The sequence below is a fragment of the Micromonospora sp. NPDC048905 genome (assembly GCF_040649655.1).
GTDB lineage: Bacteria > Actinomycetota > Actinomycetes > Mycobacteriales > Micromonosporaceae > Micromonospora.
Genome location: NZ_JBEZFV010000006.1, coordinates 40,772 through 55,125, shown reverse-complemented (window position 1 = coordinate 55,125; position 14,354 = coordinate 40,772). Strand labels below are relative to the sequence as shown.

Sequence of the window (14,354 nt, the reverse complement as noted above, 5' to 3'; positions counted from 1 at the left end):
GACGGGGTGTGGGGTGTGCGGGACTGAGGGTCAGATCAGGCGGAGTTGGCGGTCCTTGGGGCGGCGGGGCTCGGCTTCGCCGAAACGTTCGAACAGGCCGGGGTCGATGCTGCCGAGGAAGGGTGAGGGGGCGCTGTCGCGTTCGGCGCCGTGGCGGGTGCGACGGGCGGCGTGACTGACGTACAGCCGGTCCTGGGCCCGGGTCAGGCCGACGAAGAAGAGCCGGCGCTCCTCGGCGACCGCGTCCTCGTCGGGCGTCGAGCCCGGCCAGCGCAGCGGCAGCAGCCCGTCCTCGACGCCGACCAGGAAGACCACCGGGAACTCCAGGCCCTTCGCGGCGTGCAGGGTGAGTAGCGTGACCGCCTCCGCGCGCGGGTCGAGCGCATCCACCTCCGCTCCGGTGGCCAACTGCGACAGGAACGCCTCCAGGTCGTCGCCGCAGCGCCGGGCCAGTGGGGTCAGCAGATCCACTGCCGAGCGGACGTCCTCCGGGCGGACCGCGCCGGTGCCATCCAGGGTGGGCACCGCGAACCGCTCGGCGACCACCTGGCCCGCCAACCGCACCCGAGCGGCCAGTGAGCCGGCCAACCCGTCGGCGTGCCGCAGCTCACGGGCGATGGCCGCCACCCCGGGCCGGTCCCGCAGCCGGTCGTGGGACCGCTTCTGCACCGGGATGTTGGCCCGGGTCAGGGCGTCGACGATCGGCGCGGCCTGCGCGTCGGTGCGGTACAGCACGGCGATGTCGGAGAAGGACAGCGAGGTGGACCGGCCGTCGATCCGGCCCGAGTCCAGCGACCGGTGGGACAGCCCGCCGACCAGGTCGTCGACCGTCCGCACCACGAAGTCGGCTTCCTCGACGATCGACGACGCCGGAAAACGCCCCACCAGTGGGGCCTCCGGGTCGAGTCGGGCCGGGTCCAGTCGCCGGCCCCGAACCAGCGAGGACGGCGCGATGGCCTGCACGGCGGCGGCCAGGATTGGCGCGGACGAGCGGTAGTTGCGGTTGAGCCGCACCAACCGGGCGTCGGTGAAGTCCTCGGAGAAACGCAGGAAGTAGCCGACGTCGGCACCCCGGAACGAGTAGATCGCCTGGTCCGGGTCACCGATCGCGCAGAGGTTGCCGTCCGCCGGGCTGAGTAGCCGCAGCAGCTCGTACTGCGTCTCGTCCACGTCCTGGTACTCGTCGACGAAGATCCACCGCCAGCGGTCCCGGTAGCGTTCGACCAGCTTCCGGTCGGCTCGCAGCACCTCCACCGGCAGGCTCACCAGCTCGTCCAGGTCGACCAGGTCCTGCTTACGCAACAGTGCCGTGTAGCTGGCGCTGTCGTCGCCCGCCGCGGCGCGAGCCGCTGCCCGCTCGGCGTCGTCGGCGATGCGGAAGTCGGCCGGCAGACCCGCCGCGTCCGCGTTCTCCCGCAGGATGGCCATCCCCAGCGCGTGGAACGTGCCTACGGTGACGTCCTCGGCGACCGGACCGAGCAGGCCGTCGAGGCGGTGCCGCAGCTCCTCGGCCGCCCGGCGGGTGAACGTGATCGCGAGGCAGTGCTCGGGAAAGACGTTCAGTTCCGCGCAGAGGTACGCGATCCGGTGCGTGAGCGTCCTGGTCTTGCCGGTGCCCGGCCCGGCCACGATCAGCAGCGGCCCTCCCGGCGCGGAGGCAGCCACCCGCTGCATCGCGTCCAGCCGGTCCAGCAGGCCGGTGCCGACCTCCTCCATGCCGGAGAGCATCGGCTCGAACGGCTCGTGCGGGGACGGCGGCGACGCGATCGGCGGTGCGGGCGCCGGGACCGGCTTACGCTTCGGCTCCGCCTTCGCCGCCGGGCGCTTGGCCGTCGACCGGGCCGCCGGCTCCGGGGGTCGGCGCTGCGCCGGCACCGGTACGTCGAACAGCGTCTCCTGTGCCGGGCCCTCGCCGCCCAGCTCCGCCGGGTCGAAGAGCGTGATCACCCCGTACTCGCCGTCGTAGCCCGGCACCCGGCGCACGTCGCCTCGTCGCAGCCGCCCGATGCCCTCGGCGAGCAGCTCACCACCGGCCTGCGCGATGTCGGCGAGCGGCGTCGTGGTCAGGATCTCCAGCTCCGGCCCGAGCGCGGCGAGCAACTCGTTGAGTCGCCCCTCGACCTTCTTCGAGCGTGCGCCCACCTTGTTGATCTCACCAAGGATCTCGGCCAGCGGAACCAGGTGCGTGACGTCCCGGGCGTGTGCCGGCCGGTGCCCCGTCGGCCGGTCGGCCAGCTCCTCGATCCGGCTGAGGACGCCCACCGTGAGCGGCTTGCCGCACTCGGGGCAGCGCCCGTCGGCGGCCCGGGTGCGCTCCGGGGACCAGTTGACCCCACACAGCCGGTGCCCGTCCGCGTGGTACTTGCCCTCCTCCGGGAAGAACTCGATGGTGCCGGCCAGGCCGTCACCGGTCCGCAGCGCCTCCCGGACGGCGAAATAGTCCCGCTCGGCGGTCAGCACTGTCGCCTCCCGGCCCAATGCCGGTGGCGAGTGCGCGTCCGAGTTGGACACCAGTTGGTAGCCGTCCAGGCTGCCGACCCGCCAGTTCATCGCCGGGTCGGAGGAGAGGCCGGTCTCCACGGCGAAGATGTGGTCGGCCAGATCGGCATAACAGTCCGCGATAGCGTCGAAGCCGGACTTCGAGCCCAGCGCGGAGAACCACGGCGTCCAGATGTGCGCCGGCACCAGGAAGCCGTCCGGGCTGGCCTCCAGGGTGATCTCCAGCAGGTCGCGGGAGTCCAGACCGAGGATCGGCCGGCCGTCCGAGCCGAGGTTGCCGATCCGGCCGAGGGCGGTGTTGAACCGGGCCACCGCGTCCAGATCCGGCAGGTAGATCAGGTGGTGCACCTTGCGGGTCCGGTCGTCCCGCTTGTAGATCGTGGAGATCTCCACGCTGAGCATGAACCGGACCGGGTCCGCCTCCGCCGCGCCGGCGAGACGGGGCGGCAGCCGCCGGGCGATGTCCCGCTCCGCCTCGGCGTCGAGCCGGTACAGCCCCGGCTCCGCCGGGCGCAGGGTCTCCCGCAGGTGGTCGTACCAGGCGGGGTGGGTGAAGTCGCCGGTGCCGAGCAGACCGATGCCCTTACGACGCGCCCACCACCCGAGGTTCGGCAGCGTGAGGTCGCGGCTGCACGCGCGCGAGTATTTCGAGTGGATGTGCAGGTCCGCGACGAATGGCGAGAGGCCACCGGAGGGTACGGCACTGAACGGGGGCACGCCGCATCCTGTCACGCCCGCCGCGCCGGTCGCCGGCCGCCACGCGCGGACGTGACGTCCGCTATGCCGAGCGCAACTCCACGAGACTGATCTGCGGCTCCGCCCCGACCCGGACCGGCGGCCCCCAGAAGCCGGCGCCGTTCGTCACGTAGACCTTGGTGCCGTCGACCTCGCCGAGGCCACTGACCACCGGCTGCGCCAGCCGGACGACCAGGTTGAACGGCACCACCTGCCCACCGTGGGTGTGCCCGGACAGTTGCAGGTCGACGTCGTACCGGGCGGCCTCGACCGCTGCCAGCGGCTGGTGGGCGAGCAGCACCACCGGACGGCTCGGGTCGCGGTCGCCGAGAGCGGCGGCGAAGTCGGGCCCGGCGGCGAGGCCGCTGCCCCCGGTGGCGTCCAGGTCGTTCACGCCGGCCAGGTCGAGCACGCCGCCCCGGGCCCGGATCTCCTGCCGCTGGTTCTGCAGCACCCGCAGGCCGAGCCGGTCGACCTCCTGGACCCACTCCTCCACGCCGGAGTAGTACTCGTGGTTGCCGGTGACGAAGAAGCTGCCGTACCGGGAGCGCAGGTCACGCAGCGGCGCGGCGGCCGGGCCGAGTTCGGCGACCGAGCCGTCGACCAGGTCGCCGACCACCGCGACCAGGTCGGCGTCGAGCCGGTTGATCGCGGCGACGATCCGCTCGGTGTGTGCCCGGCCGCGCAGTGGACCGAGGTGGATGTCGGAGACGGTAGCGATGCGCAGGCCGTCCATGCTGCGGGGGAGCTTGGCGAGGGGGATCTGCACCCGGTCGAGGCGGGGCGGGCCGAGGGCGGTTCGCACGCCGTACCCGGTGATGCCCGTTGCGGTGAGGCCGGCGAAGATGGCCGCCCCACGGGCCAGCAGCAGCCGGCGGGCCGGGTCGTGGTCCGGGGCCGTGACGGCGTCGGCCGCAGGCGGCTCGGGCGGCCCGGCGGCGCCGACGAGCACCGGCTCGGGCGCGGCGGTGGTCGGCTCGGCGGTGGCGAGCCGGCGGCGCAGCACGAGACGGGTGACGAACATCGGCACTTCGAGGACGGCGAGTACCACGAGCAGGTAGAACATCAGGGCGAGCCAGAGGTAGCCCGGCCAGGCGAGCCAGTAGAGCCCGGCCTGCGTCCCGATGAGGGTGGCCGGCACGAGCAGCGCCAGCACCAGGGCGGCGATCCCACCGACCCGCCGCCAACGGCCCGGGTTGGTGGTGTCCCGAACGAGCCGCTTCCACAGGTAGAGGTGGATGAGCCCGGTGGTCAGCGCCAGGACGCCCACGAATCCCAGAACCGCCAACATGTGCGCCTCCTCAGCCGCCCGCGAACGGGGGCAGAACGTCGATCGTGGCCCCGGCCGGCAGGGGTGCTTCACGATCATGACAGGTGACGCCATCGACCAGGAAACTCGCCGCTCGCAGCACGGCGGCGAGGCGATCGCCGTGTCGCCGCACCAGCTCGGCGGTGAGGTCGTCGAGCGACCGGCCGGCGGGCAGGACCTCCTCGGCGTGCCCGACAGCGGCACGGGCACCCGCGAAGTAGCGGACGGTCAGTGGGGTCACGCCTCAGCCCCCGATCGCGGACATCGGCCGGGTCGGTTGAAGGAAGGTCGGGTCGTCGATGCCGTGCCCGGCGCGCTTGCCCCGCATCGCGACGCGCCAGCGTCGGGCCAACTCGTCGTCGTCCGCGCCGGTGCGCAGCGCCGCGCGCAGGTCGGACTCCTCGGTGGCGAAGAGGCAGGCGCGGACCTGGCCGTCCGCCGTCAGCCGGGTGCGGTCGCAGTCGCCGCAGAAGGGTCGGGTGACGCTGGCGATCACGCCAACCCGGGCGGGACCCCCGTCGACGAGCCAGGTCTCGGCCGGTGCCGCGCCGCGCTCGGTCGGGTCGGGGCTGAGATCGAAGACGGTACGCAGAGAGGCCAGGATCTCCTCGGCGGTGACCATGGTGTCGCGGTCCCAGCCGTGCTGAGCGTCCAACGGCATCTGCTCGATGATCCGCAACTGGTAGTCGTGATCGACGGCGAAGCGGAGCAGGGCGGGCGCCTCGTCCTCGTTGACACCGCGCATCAGCACAGAATTGATCTTCACGGGTTTGAGCCCGGCGGCGGCCGCCCCGGCGAGCCCGGCCAGCACCGCGTCGAGGCGGGGACGGCGGGTGAGGCGGGTGAACCGGTCCGGGTCCAGGGTGTCCAGTGAGACGTTCACCCGATCCAGGCCGGCCGTGCCCAGCGCCGGGGCCAGCCGGTCGAGCCCGATGCCGTTGGTGGTCAGCGAGACCCGGGGGCGGGGGCGCAGGGCGGCCACCGCGGCCACGATGCCGACCAGGCCGGGCCGGATCAGCGGCTCGCCGCCGGTGAACCGCACCTCGGTCACACCGAGCCGCTCGACGGCCACCCGGACCAGCCGGACGATCTCCTCGTCGGTCAGCAGATCCGGGCCGGACAGCCAGGGCAGCCCTTCCGCAGGCATGCAGTAGGTGCAGCGCAGGTTGCACTTGTCGGTGAGGGACACGCGCAGGTCACGGGCGACGCGGCCGTACCGGTCGACGAGGACGCCATCGGTCCCCGGGGCGGCGCTCACCTGTCGACCGTAGCGCGTTCGACCCGAACGGGGACGGCGCGGGCGGCCTGAAGGACCGCGTCTCGGTAGCCGCCGCCGAAGAGCGCGGTGTGCACGAGCAGCAGATGCAGTTGATGCAGCGGCACCCGCTCGCGCCACCCGTCCGGCAGCGGCCAACTCTCTTGATAGGCGGCCAGCATCCGGTCCAGGTAGGGGATGCCGCCGAAGAGAGCGAGCTGGGCCAGATCCGTCTCCCGATGCCCGCCGTGCGCCGCCGGGTCGATCAGCCAGGCCTGGTCGGCGGCACCCCAGAGCACGTTGCCCGGCCACAGGTCGCCGTGGACGCGCGCCGGTGGCTCGTCGCCGCCGAGCCCGTCGAGCCGATCGATCACCTGCTCGACCAGGGTGGCGTCGGCGTTGGTCAGCGCGCCACCGTCGACCGAGCGTCGCAGGTAGGGGACGAGGCGTCGCTCGGCGAACCACGTCGACCACGGCCCGTCGGTGGGGGTGTTGTCCTGGGGGAGCGACCCGATGAAACCCGGCCAGGCCGCACCGAAGGTGGGTGCGCCCGCCCGGTGCAGGTCGGCCAACTCCCGGCCGAAGCGGTCCGCGGCCTCCGGCGTCGGCTCGCCGGGCTCCACCCAGTCGAGCGCGAGCAGGCCCGGCAATGCCACGATCACCTCGGGTACGCCGATCGCCCCGGCCTCCCGCAGCCAGCGCAGCCCGGCCGCCTCGGCGGCGAAGAAGCCCTCCGGCGCCTGCCGGCCGGCCCCCTCGGGCCAGGACTTGGCGAAGACGGAGTGGCCGTCGTCGAGGGTGAGGCGGGCGGCGGCGCAGATGTGCCCACCGGCGACCGGCGTCTCCCGGATCCGCTGGTGGGTCCGGAAGGTCGGCAGGTGTGCCGGGTGCGCGCGCAGGTACGCCAGGTCCATCAGCGCACGGTAACCGCTCCCTGTGACGCCACGGTGCCGCCCGAGGAGATCGGGCCTCTTTCGGCACTCATGGATAAGCGGTGAGCAGCATAAACACGTTCAGTAACTGTGGATAAACCGCGTGTCATCCACAGGGGCTGTTGAGGCCGGGCAGAGCCGCCGCAGGCTTCCGACATGACCTCGACCGACCGCCCCCAGCTCGCCGTCCGCTCGCCCGCCGACCTGATCGCCGCAGTGCCGTACCTGCTCGGCTTCCATCCCACCGACAGCGTGGTCGCGGTGGCGTTGCGCGGGCGGCAGATCATCTTCGCCGCTCGCGCGGACCTCCCCGACCCGTCGGCTGATCTGGTCGAGCGGGTCCGGCACCTGGTCGGCGTGATCAGTCGGCAGGGCGCGGAGGCCGCCACCGTGGTCGGTTACGGACCACCCGATCGGGTGACGCCGACCGTGGACGCGGTGCGCGCCGCACTGACCGCCGCCGGGTTGGAGGTGCTCGACGCGCTGCGGGTGACCGAGGGCCGGTGGTGGTCCTACCTCTGCACCGAGCCCGACTGCTGCCCGCCCGAGGGCCGGCGTTACGACCCGTCCGCCAACCCGGTGACCGCCTCGGCGGTCTTCGCCGGCCAGGTCGCGCTCCCCGACCGGGCCGCCCTCGTGGCGCAGGTGGCACCGGTGGACGGCCCGGCCCGGGACGCGCTACGGGCCGCCACCGCCCGCGCCGAGCTGCGCCTGGCCGAGCTGCTGGAGCAGGCGCCGTCGAGCGACCTGCTCGGCAGCCGGACGACGTGCGCCGCCGGGGTCGCGGCGGTCCGCGAGGCCCAGCGTCGGCAGCGCCGCGGTGAGCGGCTCGACGACGACGAGGTGGCCTGGTTGAGCCTGCTGATGGTCCACCTGCCGATCCGCGATCACGCCTGGGAACGCACCGACGGTCGGGACCGGGACATCGCCCTCTGGACCGACGTGCTGCGCCGGGCCGAGCCGAAGCTGGCCGCCGCGCCCGGCACGCTGCTGGCGTTCGCGGCCTGGCGCGCCGGCCAGGGGGCGTTGGCGGCGGTGGCGCTGGAGCGCACGCTGAGCCAGCACCCGGACTACACGCTCGCCGTGCTGCTGGACGACATGCTCCGGCGTGGCGTGCCCCCGTCCGAGCTGGACGGCTGGCCGTCGGTCGGAATGCCAGGGGTCGTCCGTCCGCGCAAGCGGGGGCGACGTGGCCGCCGCTGACGAGCCAGCCTCCGGTCGCCGCCGCTTTCCTCTCGGCTTCCTGAAAGTCGGGGTATCACCGCTACCCGGACACCCCGGTATCAACAAAACCGAGTCGATCAACGGTCCGCGCGCATGACCTCCGTCGAACGATGTACGCGTTTCTCCTGATCGCGGCCGACTCGGCGGGGCGGGCGCCGGTCGACAATGATCGAGTGACCCCCGAACTGCTGCTCTCGCTGGCCGGGCTGGCGTTGATCGACAGCACCAGCATCGGCACCCTCTTCATCCCGATCTGGCTGCTGCTCGCCCCCGGGCCGGTCAACGCCCGGCGGATCCTGGGCTACCTCGCCACCATCGCGGCGTTCTACCTCGCGGTGGGGCTGCTGCTGGTGTGGGGCGGCAGCAGGTTGGCGGACGCGCTGGGCGGTGCCCTGGACAACCGGGCTGTGCTCTGGGCGCAACTCGTCCTGGGCGTGGCGATGCTGGCGCTCAGCTTTCGCTACGACGGCAAACGGCGTCCCCGTGGCGGTGGTGTGCTGCGGTGGCGGGACCGGGCCACCGCCGGCGACTCCTCGGCCCGCTGGCTGGCCGGGCTCGCGTTGCTCGCCGCGCTCGCCGAGGTGGCGACCATGCTTCCGTACCTCGGTGCCGTGGGTCTGTTGGCCACCTCGGGGGTCGGCGCGGTGGCCGTGGTGGCGCTGCTCGCCGGATACTGCCTGGTCATGGTGTTGCCGGCGGTGGTGTTGCTGGCTGCCAGGGTGGCCCGTCCGGCTCTGGTCGAGCCGGTGCTGGCCCGCCTGAACGCCTGGATCGTCGCGAAGGCGGGCGGCGCGTTGGGCTGGATCCTCGGCATCGCCGGCTTCCTGATCGCCCGCGACGCCGCCGCGCGGCTGGAGCTGATCGACCTGATCGGTCGCTGAGCGTCAGGCCGGCTGTTCCAGTGTGATCCGGTGCGGCCCGGTGTAGACGTTCATGGTCCGGCCGCGCAGGAAACCGACGAGCGTCATCCCCGCCTCGTCGGCCAGTTCGGCGGCGAGCGTGCTCGGTGCGGACACCGCGGCCAGCAGCGGCAACCCGGCCATCCACGCCTTCTGGGTCAGCTCGAAGCTGGCCCGGCCGGAGACCAGCAGCAGGTGCCCGGCCAGTGGCAGCCGACGTTCGCGCACCGCCCAGCCGATCACCTTGTCCACCGCGTTGTGCCGGCCCACGTCCTCCCGCAGCACCACCAGCTCTCCGTCGGGGGTGAACAGACCGGCCGCGTGCAGCCCGCCGGTCCGGTCGAAACCACGCTGGGCGGCACGCAGTCGGTCGGGCAGTTCGGCGAGGAGCGCGGCCGGCACGCTGAGCGGATCGGCGGCGACCGGGAACAGGGACCGGGTGCGGATGGCGTCGATGCTGGCCTTGCCGCAGACGCCGCAGGAACTTGTCGTGTAGAAGTTCCGGGACGGGTCGGCAGTCGGTTCCGGCACGCCCGGGGCGAGGGTCACGTCCACCACGTTGTACGTGTTCGGTGTCTCCGCGCCAGCACAGAGCTGCGCGGTCAACACGTCGTCGGTCGACCGGATCAACCCCTCGGTCAGCAGGAACCCGATGGCCAGATCGAGGTCGTCACCGGGGGTACGCATGGTCACGGCGAGGGGCTTTCGCCGGCCCGGGCCGGCCGCGCCGACCCGGATCTCCAGCGGTTCCTCCACCGCGAGTGTGTCCTGTCGACGAATGGACCCGCGCCCGACGGTCGCCGCGTCCAGGTCGATCCGAAGTACGCCCCGCCGATCTGTTGCCCGTCCCATCCCGTCATCCTCCACCTCCCGCCGGCACGCCCGCACGGCCACCGGGTAGCCGGCACCCGGGCGCGGCGCCAACGGGGGTCGACACGGCTACCGTGACGGGGTGGTCACGTATGCCGCAGTGGTGCTCGCAGGTGGGTCCGCCCGACGGATGGGCGGGGTGGACAAGCCCGCGCTCCCGGTCGGTGGCCGGCCGATGCGTGCCCGGGTGCTGGCCGCCGTCAGCGACGCCAGCCCACGGGTGCTCGTCGGTCCGGTCGACGTCTTCCCGGAGGGCGTGCGGGTCACCCGGGAGGACCCGCCGGGCGGGGGTCCGGTCGCCGCGGCGGCTGCCGGGCTGGCGCTGCTCGATCCGGACACCGCGGTTGTCGCGCTGCTCGCCGCCGACCTGCCGCTGCTCACTCGCGCCGCGATCGGCGACCTGCTGACCCACCTCGCCGGGGAGACGGCCGACGGCGGCCCGGTCGGGAGCGGACGGCCGGACGGCGCGTGCTTCGTCGACGGGAACGGGCGGCGGCAGTCGCTCTGCGGTGTCTGGCGGGTCGCGGCGCTGCGGGCCGGGTTGGACCGACTAACCGCCGAGCGGGGCGGCAGCCTGTCCGGAGCCCCGGTCCGGGCGCTGCTGGCCGGGCTCGTCGTGCGGGAGGTCCCCTGGTCCGGCGACGGCCCACCGCCGTGGTTCGACTGCGACACTGACGAGGACGTACGCCGGGCGGAGGAGTGGACGCGATGACGGTGATGGACGACTGGGTGACGGCGGCGTGCACCGAGCTGAAGCTGGACCCCGCCGGGGTGCCCGTGCCGGCGGTGCTGGACCTGGCTCGCGACGTCGCCCACCAGGTGCTGCGGCCGGGCGCGCCGGTCACCGCGTACCTGCTGGGGCTTGCGGTCGGCCGGGGTGCCGACCCGGCGGACGCCGCAGCCCGGCTCAGCGCCCTGGCCGGCACCTGGCCGGTCGACCTGGGCGCGGATCCCGCGAACCCGACGGCCCCCTGACCGCCCGTTGTCCGATCCCGGTCCGGGCTGACGGGGCACTCAAGCGGCGTGGGTAGGGTGATCGTGACGGACGGAGGCGATCATGACGGCTGACCACCCCTCGGCGCCGCTCGATGACCTACCCGGCGCTACGACTGAGCCGGCGGAATCGATCCTGCTCGACGAACCCAGCACGACCGACCTGCGGGCGAAGGTGACCGAGGCCTGGCAGGAGTTCGCCCGTGCGCTCGCCCTCCGGCTGCGGGAGCTTCCCGTCGGCGCGCACCTGGAGGTGACCCTGGACCCGACCGCCTCCGGCACCGGGGACGCCGTCTACTCGGTCAGCGTGGACGTACGCGACGGCGGCGGGTTGTCCGCGCGGGCGGTCGGAAACGCCACGCTGCCGGCGGGCTACCGGCTGGACCGCGGTGCGGTGGCGGAGATGGTCGCGCTCGGCTGGTCGCCGCCGGGGGTGGTCGCCGGCTCCGGCGGCTTCTTCGGGTTGGACGACCGGACGAGCGAGTCGACCCGGATCGCCGCGCTGCTCTCCCGGACGCTGCGTGACGTCTACGGCGCCCCGCACCCGGCGTTCCTCGTCTACCTGGTGCAGGACGGCGAGGGTGAGCCGCTGGCCGTGGACCCGTTGGGCACGGCGCGCAGCGAGTTCGGCCCGGACGCCGACGTCGAGGCCGACCTGGAGGAGGCGCTGGCCGAGGCGGCCTCCGCGCAGGTCGAGCGGGAAGACGTGCTCGACCTGGCCGATCGGGTCCGGACCGTCGTCTCCACGATGCTGAAGTCGGACACGGACCGGTTGCAGGTCGACTCGGACGGCGACATCACCATCCGGGCCGGCTCGGCGATGGTCTTCGTGCGGGTGCGCGACAATCCCCCGCTGGTGGACGTGTTCTCGCCGGTGCTCACCGAGGTGGAGCCGACCGAGCGGCTCTACGTCCGGCTTTCCGAGTTGACGAACCGGATGCCGATCGGCCGCCTCTACTGCGCCGACGACACGGTCTGGGCGTCCATCCCGGTCTTCGGCCGCAACTTCCAGGCCACGCACCTCATGCTGGCGGTGCAGGTGATGACCGGTCTGGCCGACGAGTTGGACGACCGGCTGCACGGCGAGTTCGGCGGCAAGCGGTTCTTCGGTGAGGGCGACAAGCCGGTTCGGCGCGACGAGTCGGAGCACCGCACCGGCATGTATCTGTAGGGCCTGGTTTCAGAAGAACTGGCCGGCCGCCCTCGTGACACAGGCCCTAGAGTTCCAGCAGGGTCTTGCCGACCGTCGCGCGCGCCTCGATGGCGGCGTGCGCGTCGGCGGCGCGTTCCAGTGGGAACCGCTGGCCGATCAGCGGTCGTAGGCGGCCGGCCGCGGCGTCCGCCAGGGCCTGCCGGGTGTACGCCCGCAGCCGCTCGGGTGACGTGTTCGGCCGGGCCAGGGTGACCTGCCGTGCCGTGGCGGCGTCCGGCGACACCGAGGACCACTCCCCGCTCGCCAAGCCGTAGCTGATCATGCGACCGCCGGGGTCCAGCAGGTCGAAGGCCGCTCGGGCCACCGCCCCGCCGACCCCGTCGAGCACCACATCGACACCGCCGGTCGTGGCCCGGATGCGGTCGGCCCAGTCGGGTTGGAGGTAGTCGACGGCATGGTCGGCGCCGAGGCCGGGCAGCAGGCCCACCTTGCGCGGCCCACCGGCGACGCCGATCACCAGGGCGCCGGCCCGGGCGGCGAGCTGCACCAACAGGCTGCCGACGCCACCTGCGGCGGCTTCCACCAGCACCCGGTCGCCGGGGCGGACGCCGACGGCCTCGATCAGCATGCTGGCGGTACGCCCGTCGGCCAGCAGTGCCACCGCCTCGTCCACGGCCAACCCGTCGGGCACCTCGATCGGCGCGGCGGCGTCCACCGCCGCGCGTTCGGCGTATCCGCCGGAGCCGCCGGTGGCGCTGACCACCGGCCGCCCGATCAGTGCCGGGTCGACGTCCGGGCCGACGGCGGCGATCACCCCGCCCACGCCGTTGCCGGGAATCAGGGGTGGGGTGACCGCAAACGGCCCGGGGCGGCCGGAACGCTGCTGCGTCTCGACGAACGTGATGTTCGCGTACGCGACGTCGATCAGCACCTGGCCGGGGCCGGGCGTCGGGTCGGTCGCGGGGCCGGGCACCAGCACCTCGGGTCCACCGAACTCACGTAACCAGACCGCCCGCATTCCATCCCCCTCGGCTGCGGTGGGCGGCACGCCCACGCTTCCGACCACTCCATCTCCTCAACCGGGGTTGAGGTCAAGCGGTACGGGGGGACGGGCCGACACCGGGGGACTCGGCCAGGCGGGACAGCACAATCGTGCTGCGGGTCGAGGTCACGAAGGACTCGGCGCGCAACCGTTCCAGCGCCGCCTCCAGGTGGGCGATGTCGGCGGCGCGCAGGTGCACGAGCGCGTCCGCCTCCCCGGAGACGGTGTACGCGCCGACCACCTCCGGGTGCCGCCGGGCGGCCACGCCGATCTGCGCCGGGGTGGTCCGGCCGGCGCAGAACAGCTCGACGAACGCCTCAGTGGTCCAGCCGACGGCGGCCGGGTCAACGACGGCCGTGAATCCCCTGATCACCCCGGTGGCCCGCAGTCGGTCGACGCGACGCTTGACGGCCGGGGCGGAGAGTGAAACGCGGGTGCCGATGTCGGCGTACGACGCCCGGGCGTCCGCGACGAGTAACGCAATGATCCGCTGGTCTACCGCGTCTATCTGCAACGTTCCGCCTCTGAGAAGCAACGGTTGTGGCTGTTACCAAAGTTCCACGGTACCTACTGTTGGTGACCGTGAACCAGCAGCGAGTCCCGCGAAAGCGGACATATCTCATGTGCCCGCCCGCGCACTTCGCGGTCGAGTACGCGATCAACCCGTGGATGGACGTGACCACCCCGGTCGACCGGGACCTGGCCGTCAAACAGTGGGACCGGCTGCGCGAGACGCTTGTCAGCCTCGGTCACGAGGTGCACCTGCTGACGCCCGAGCAGGGACTCCCGGACCTGGTCTACGCCGCCAACGGCGCCTTCGTGGTGGACGGCGGCGTCTACGGCGCCCGGTTCAAGCACGAGCAGCGGGCCGCCGAGGCCGCGATCCACCACGCCTTCTACGAGTCGCAGGGCTGGCGGTTCGTCGCGCCGAGCGAGACCAACGAGGGCGAGGGCGACTTCGCGTACGTGCCGGAGGCGCACGGCGGCCTGATCCTCGCCGGGCACGGCTTCCGCACCGAACTGCCGGCGCACGCCGAGGCGCAGGAGGCGCTGGGCCGCCCGGTGGTGTCGCTGCGCCTGGTCGACCCCCGCTTCTACCACCTGGACGTGGCGCTGGCGGCCATCGACGACTCGAACGTCGTCTACTTCCCCGGCGCGTTCTCGGCGGCCAGCCAGCGGGTGCTCACCCAACTGTTCCCGGAGGCGGTGATCGCCGACGACGAGGACGCTCTGGCCTTCGGGCTGAACCTGGTCAGCGACGGCGCGAACGTGGTGCTCAACAGCGAGGCGACCCGGTTGGCCGGCAAGTTGAAGGCGGCCGGTTACACCCCGGTCCCCGTCGAGCTGGCCGAGCTGAAGAAGGGCGGCGGCAGTGTGAAGTGCTGCATCGCCGAGCTGCGGCACTGATCGGTGAATGCTCCGGGGCCGGTCTCCCAGTGGGAG

At 73.0% G+C, this 14,354-nt stretch carries 14 protein-coding genes; 6 read left to right on the top strand and 8 right to left on the bottom strand.

Annotation, left to right across the window (positions count from 1 at the left end):
* Positions 1-30: 30 nt before the first annotated feature.
* The 5 genes from AB0C01_RS17200 to AB0C01_RS17180 all read right to left on the bottom strand — a co-directional run bounded on the left by AB0C01_RS17200 (position 31) and on the right by AB0C01_RS17180 (position 6,712).
* Positions 31-3,216, bottom strand: a complete 3,186-nt coding sequence (locus AB0C01_RS17200; protein ID WP_357571575.1) for a UvrD-helicase domain-containing protein — start codon at positions 3,214-3,216, stop codon at positions 31-33.
* A 61-nt stretch (positions 3,217-3,277) separates the two neighbouring features.
* Complete coding sequence (locus tag AB0C01_RS17195) at positions 3,278-4,525, bottom strand: metallophosphoesterase (protein WP_357242857.1); 1,248 nt, start codon at positions 4,523-4,525, stop codon at positions 3,278-3,280.
* Between the two features lie 10 nt (positions 4,526-4,535).
* A complete protein-coding gene (locus tag AB0C01_RS17190; RefSeq protein WP_357571574.1) occupies positions 4,536-4,784 on the bottom strand; it encodes a MoaD/ThiS family protein in 249 nt (82 codons plus the stop codon).
* A 3-nt stretch (positions 4,785-4,787) separates the two neighbouring features.
* Positions 4,788-5,801 carry a GTP 3',8-cyclase MoaA gene (gene moaA, locus AB0C01_RS17185; RefSeq protein ID WP_357242851.1) on the bottom strand — a complete coding sequence of 338 codons (1,014 nt, stop codon included), beginning with the start codon at positions 5,799-5,801 and terminating at the stop codon, positions 4,788-4,790.
* On the bottom strand, positions 5,798-6,712 hold the full coding sequence (locus AB0C01_RS17180) for a fructosamine kinase family protein (protein ID WP_357571573.1): 915 nt from the start codon (positions 6,710-6,712) through the stop codon (positions 5,798-5,800). Before AB0C01_RS17180 ends, moaA begins: the two co-directional genes overlap by 4 nt.
* Before the next feature lie 174 nt (positions 6,713-6,886).
* Here AB0C01_RS17180 and AB0C01_RS17175 point away from each other — a divergent pair, with 174 nt between their 5' ends.
* The gene (locus AB0C01_RS17175; RefSeq protein ID WP_357571572.1) at positions 6,887-7,933 is read left to right on the top strand and encodes a DUF4192 domain-containing protein; all 1,047 of its coding nucleotides are present in this window, start codon (positions 6,887-6,889) and stop codon (positions 7,931-7,933) included.
* Between the two features lie 194 nt (positions 7,934-8,127).
* Entirely contained in the window at positions 8,128-8,835 is a 708-nt protein-coding gene (locus tag AB0C01_RS17170; RefSeq protein ID WP_357244048.1) for a GAP family protein, read from the top strand.
* Between the two features lie 3 nt (positions 8,836-8,838).
* On the opposite strand, the gene fdhD is transcribed toward AB0C01_RS17170, so the two are convergent.
* On the bottom strand, positions 8,839-9,705 hold the full coding sequence (gene fdhD / locus AB0C01_RS17165) for a formate dehydrogenase accessory sulfurtransferase FdhD (RefSeq protein WP_357242841.1): 867 nt from the start codon (positions 9,703-9,705) through the stop codon (positions 8,839-8,841).
* A gap of 100 nt (positions 9,706-9,805) precedes the next feature.
* Here fdhD and AB0C01_RS17160 point away from each other — a divergent pair, with 100 nt between their 5' ends.
* The 3 genes from AB0C01_RS17160 (at position 9,806) to AB0C01_RS17150 (ending at position 11,887) form a co-directional block, all read left to right on the top strand.
* Positions 9,806-10,435: an NTP transferase domain-containing protein gene (locus AB0C01_RS17160; RefSeq protein ID WP_357242838.1), complete on the top strand. Its 630-nt coding sequence runs from the start codon at positions 9,806-9,808 to the stop codon at positions 10,433-10,435.
* Complete coding sequence (locus AB0C01_RS17155; RefSeq protein ID WP_357571571.1) at positions 10,432-10,698, top strand: DUF6457 domain-containing protein; 267 nt, start codon at positions 10,432-10,434, stop codon at positions 10,696-10,698. The genes AB0C01_RS17160 and AB0C01_RS17155 overlap by 4 nt, the downstream gene beginning before the upstream one ends.
* An 82-nt stretch (positions 10,699-10,780) precedes the next feature.
* Entirely contained in the window at positions 10,781-11,887 is a 1,107-nt protein-coding gene (locus AB0C01_RS17150; RefSeq protein WP_357242832.1) for a hypothetical protein, read from the top strand.
* Between the two features lie 46 nt (positions 11,888-11,933).
* Here the strand turns inward: AB0C01_RS17150 and AB0C01_RS17145 are convergent, their stop codons facing one another.
* The gene (locus AB0C01_RS17145) at positions 11,934-12,935 is read right to left on the bottom strand and encodes a zinc-binding dehydrogenase (RefSeq protein WP_357242829.1); all 1,002 of its coding nucleotides are present in this window, start codon (positions 12,933-12,935) and stop codon (positions 11,934-11,936) included.
* A 25-nt stretch (positions 12,936-12,960) separates the two neighbouring features.
* Positions 12,961-13,425, bottom strand: coding sequence for an Lrp/AsnC family transcriptional regulator (locus tag AB0C01_RS17140; RefSeq protein ID WP_357065971.1), 465 nt, complete (start codon positions 13,423-13,425; stop codon positions 12,961-12,963).
* A gap of 59 nt (positions 13,426-13,484) precedes the next feature.
* On the opposite strand from AB0C01_RS17140, the gene ddaH reads away from it, so the two are divergent.
* The gene (ddaH, locus tag AB0C01_RS17135) at positions 13,485-14,318 is read left to right on the top strand and encodes a dimethylargininase (RefSeq protein WP_357242826.1); all 834 of its coding nucleotides are present in this window, start codon (positions 13,485-13,487) and stop codon (positions 14,316-14,318) included.
* Positions 14,319-14,354 lie beyond the last annotated feature (36 nt).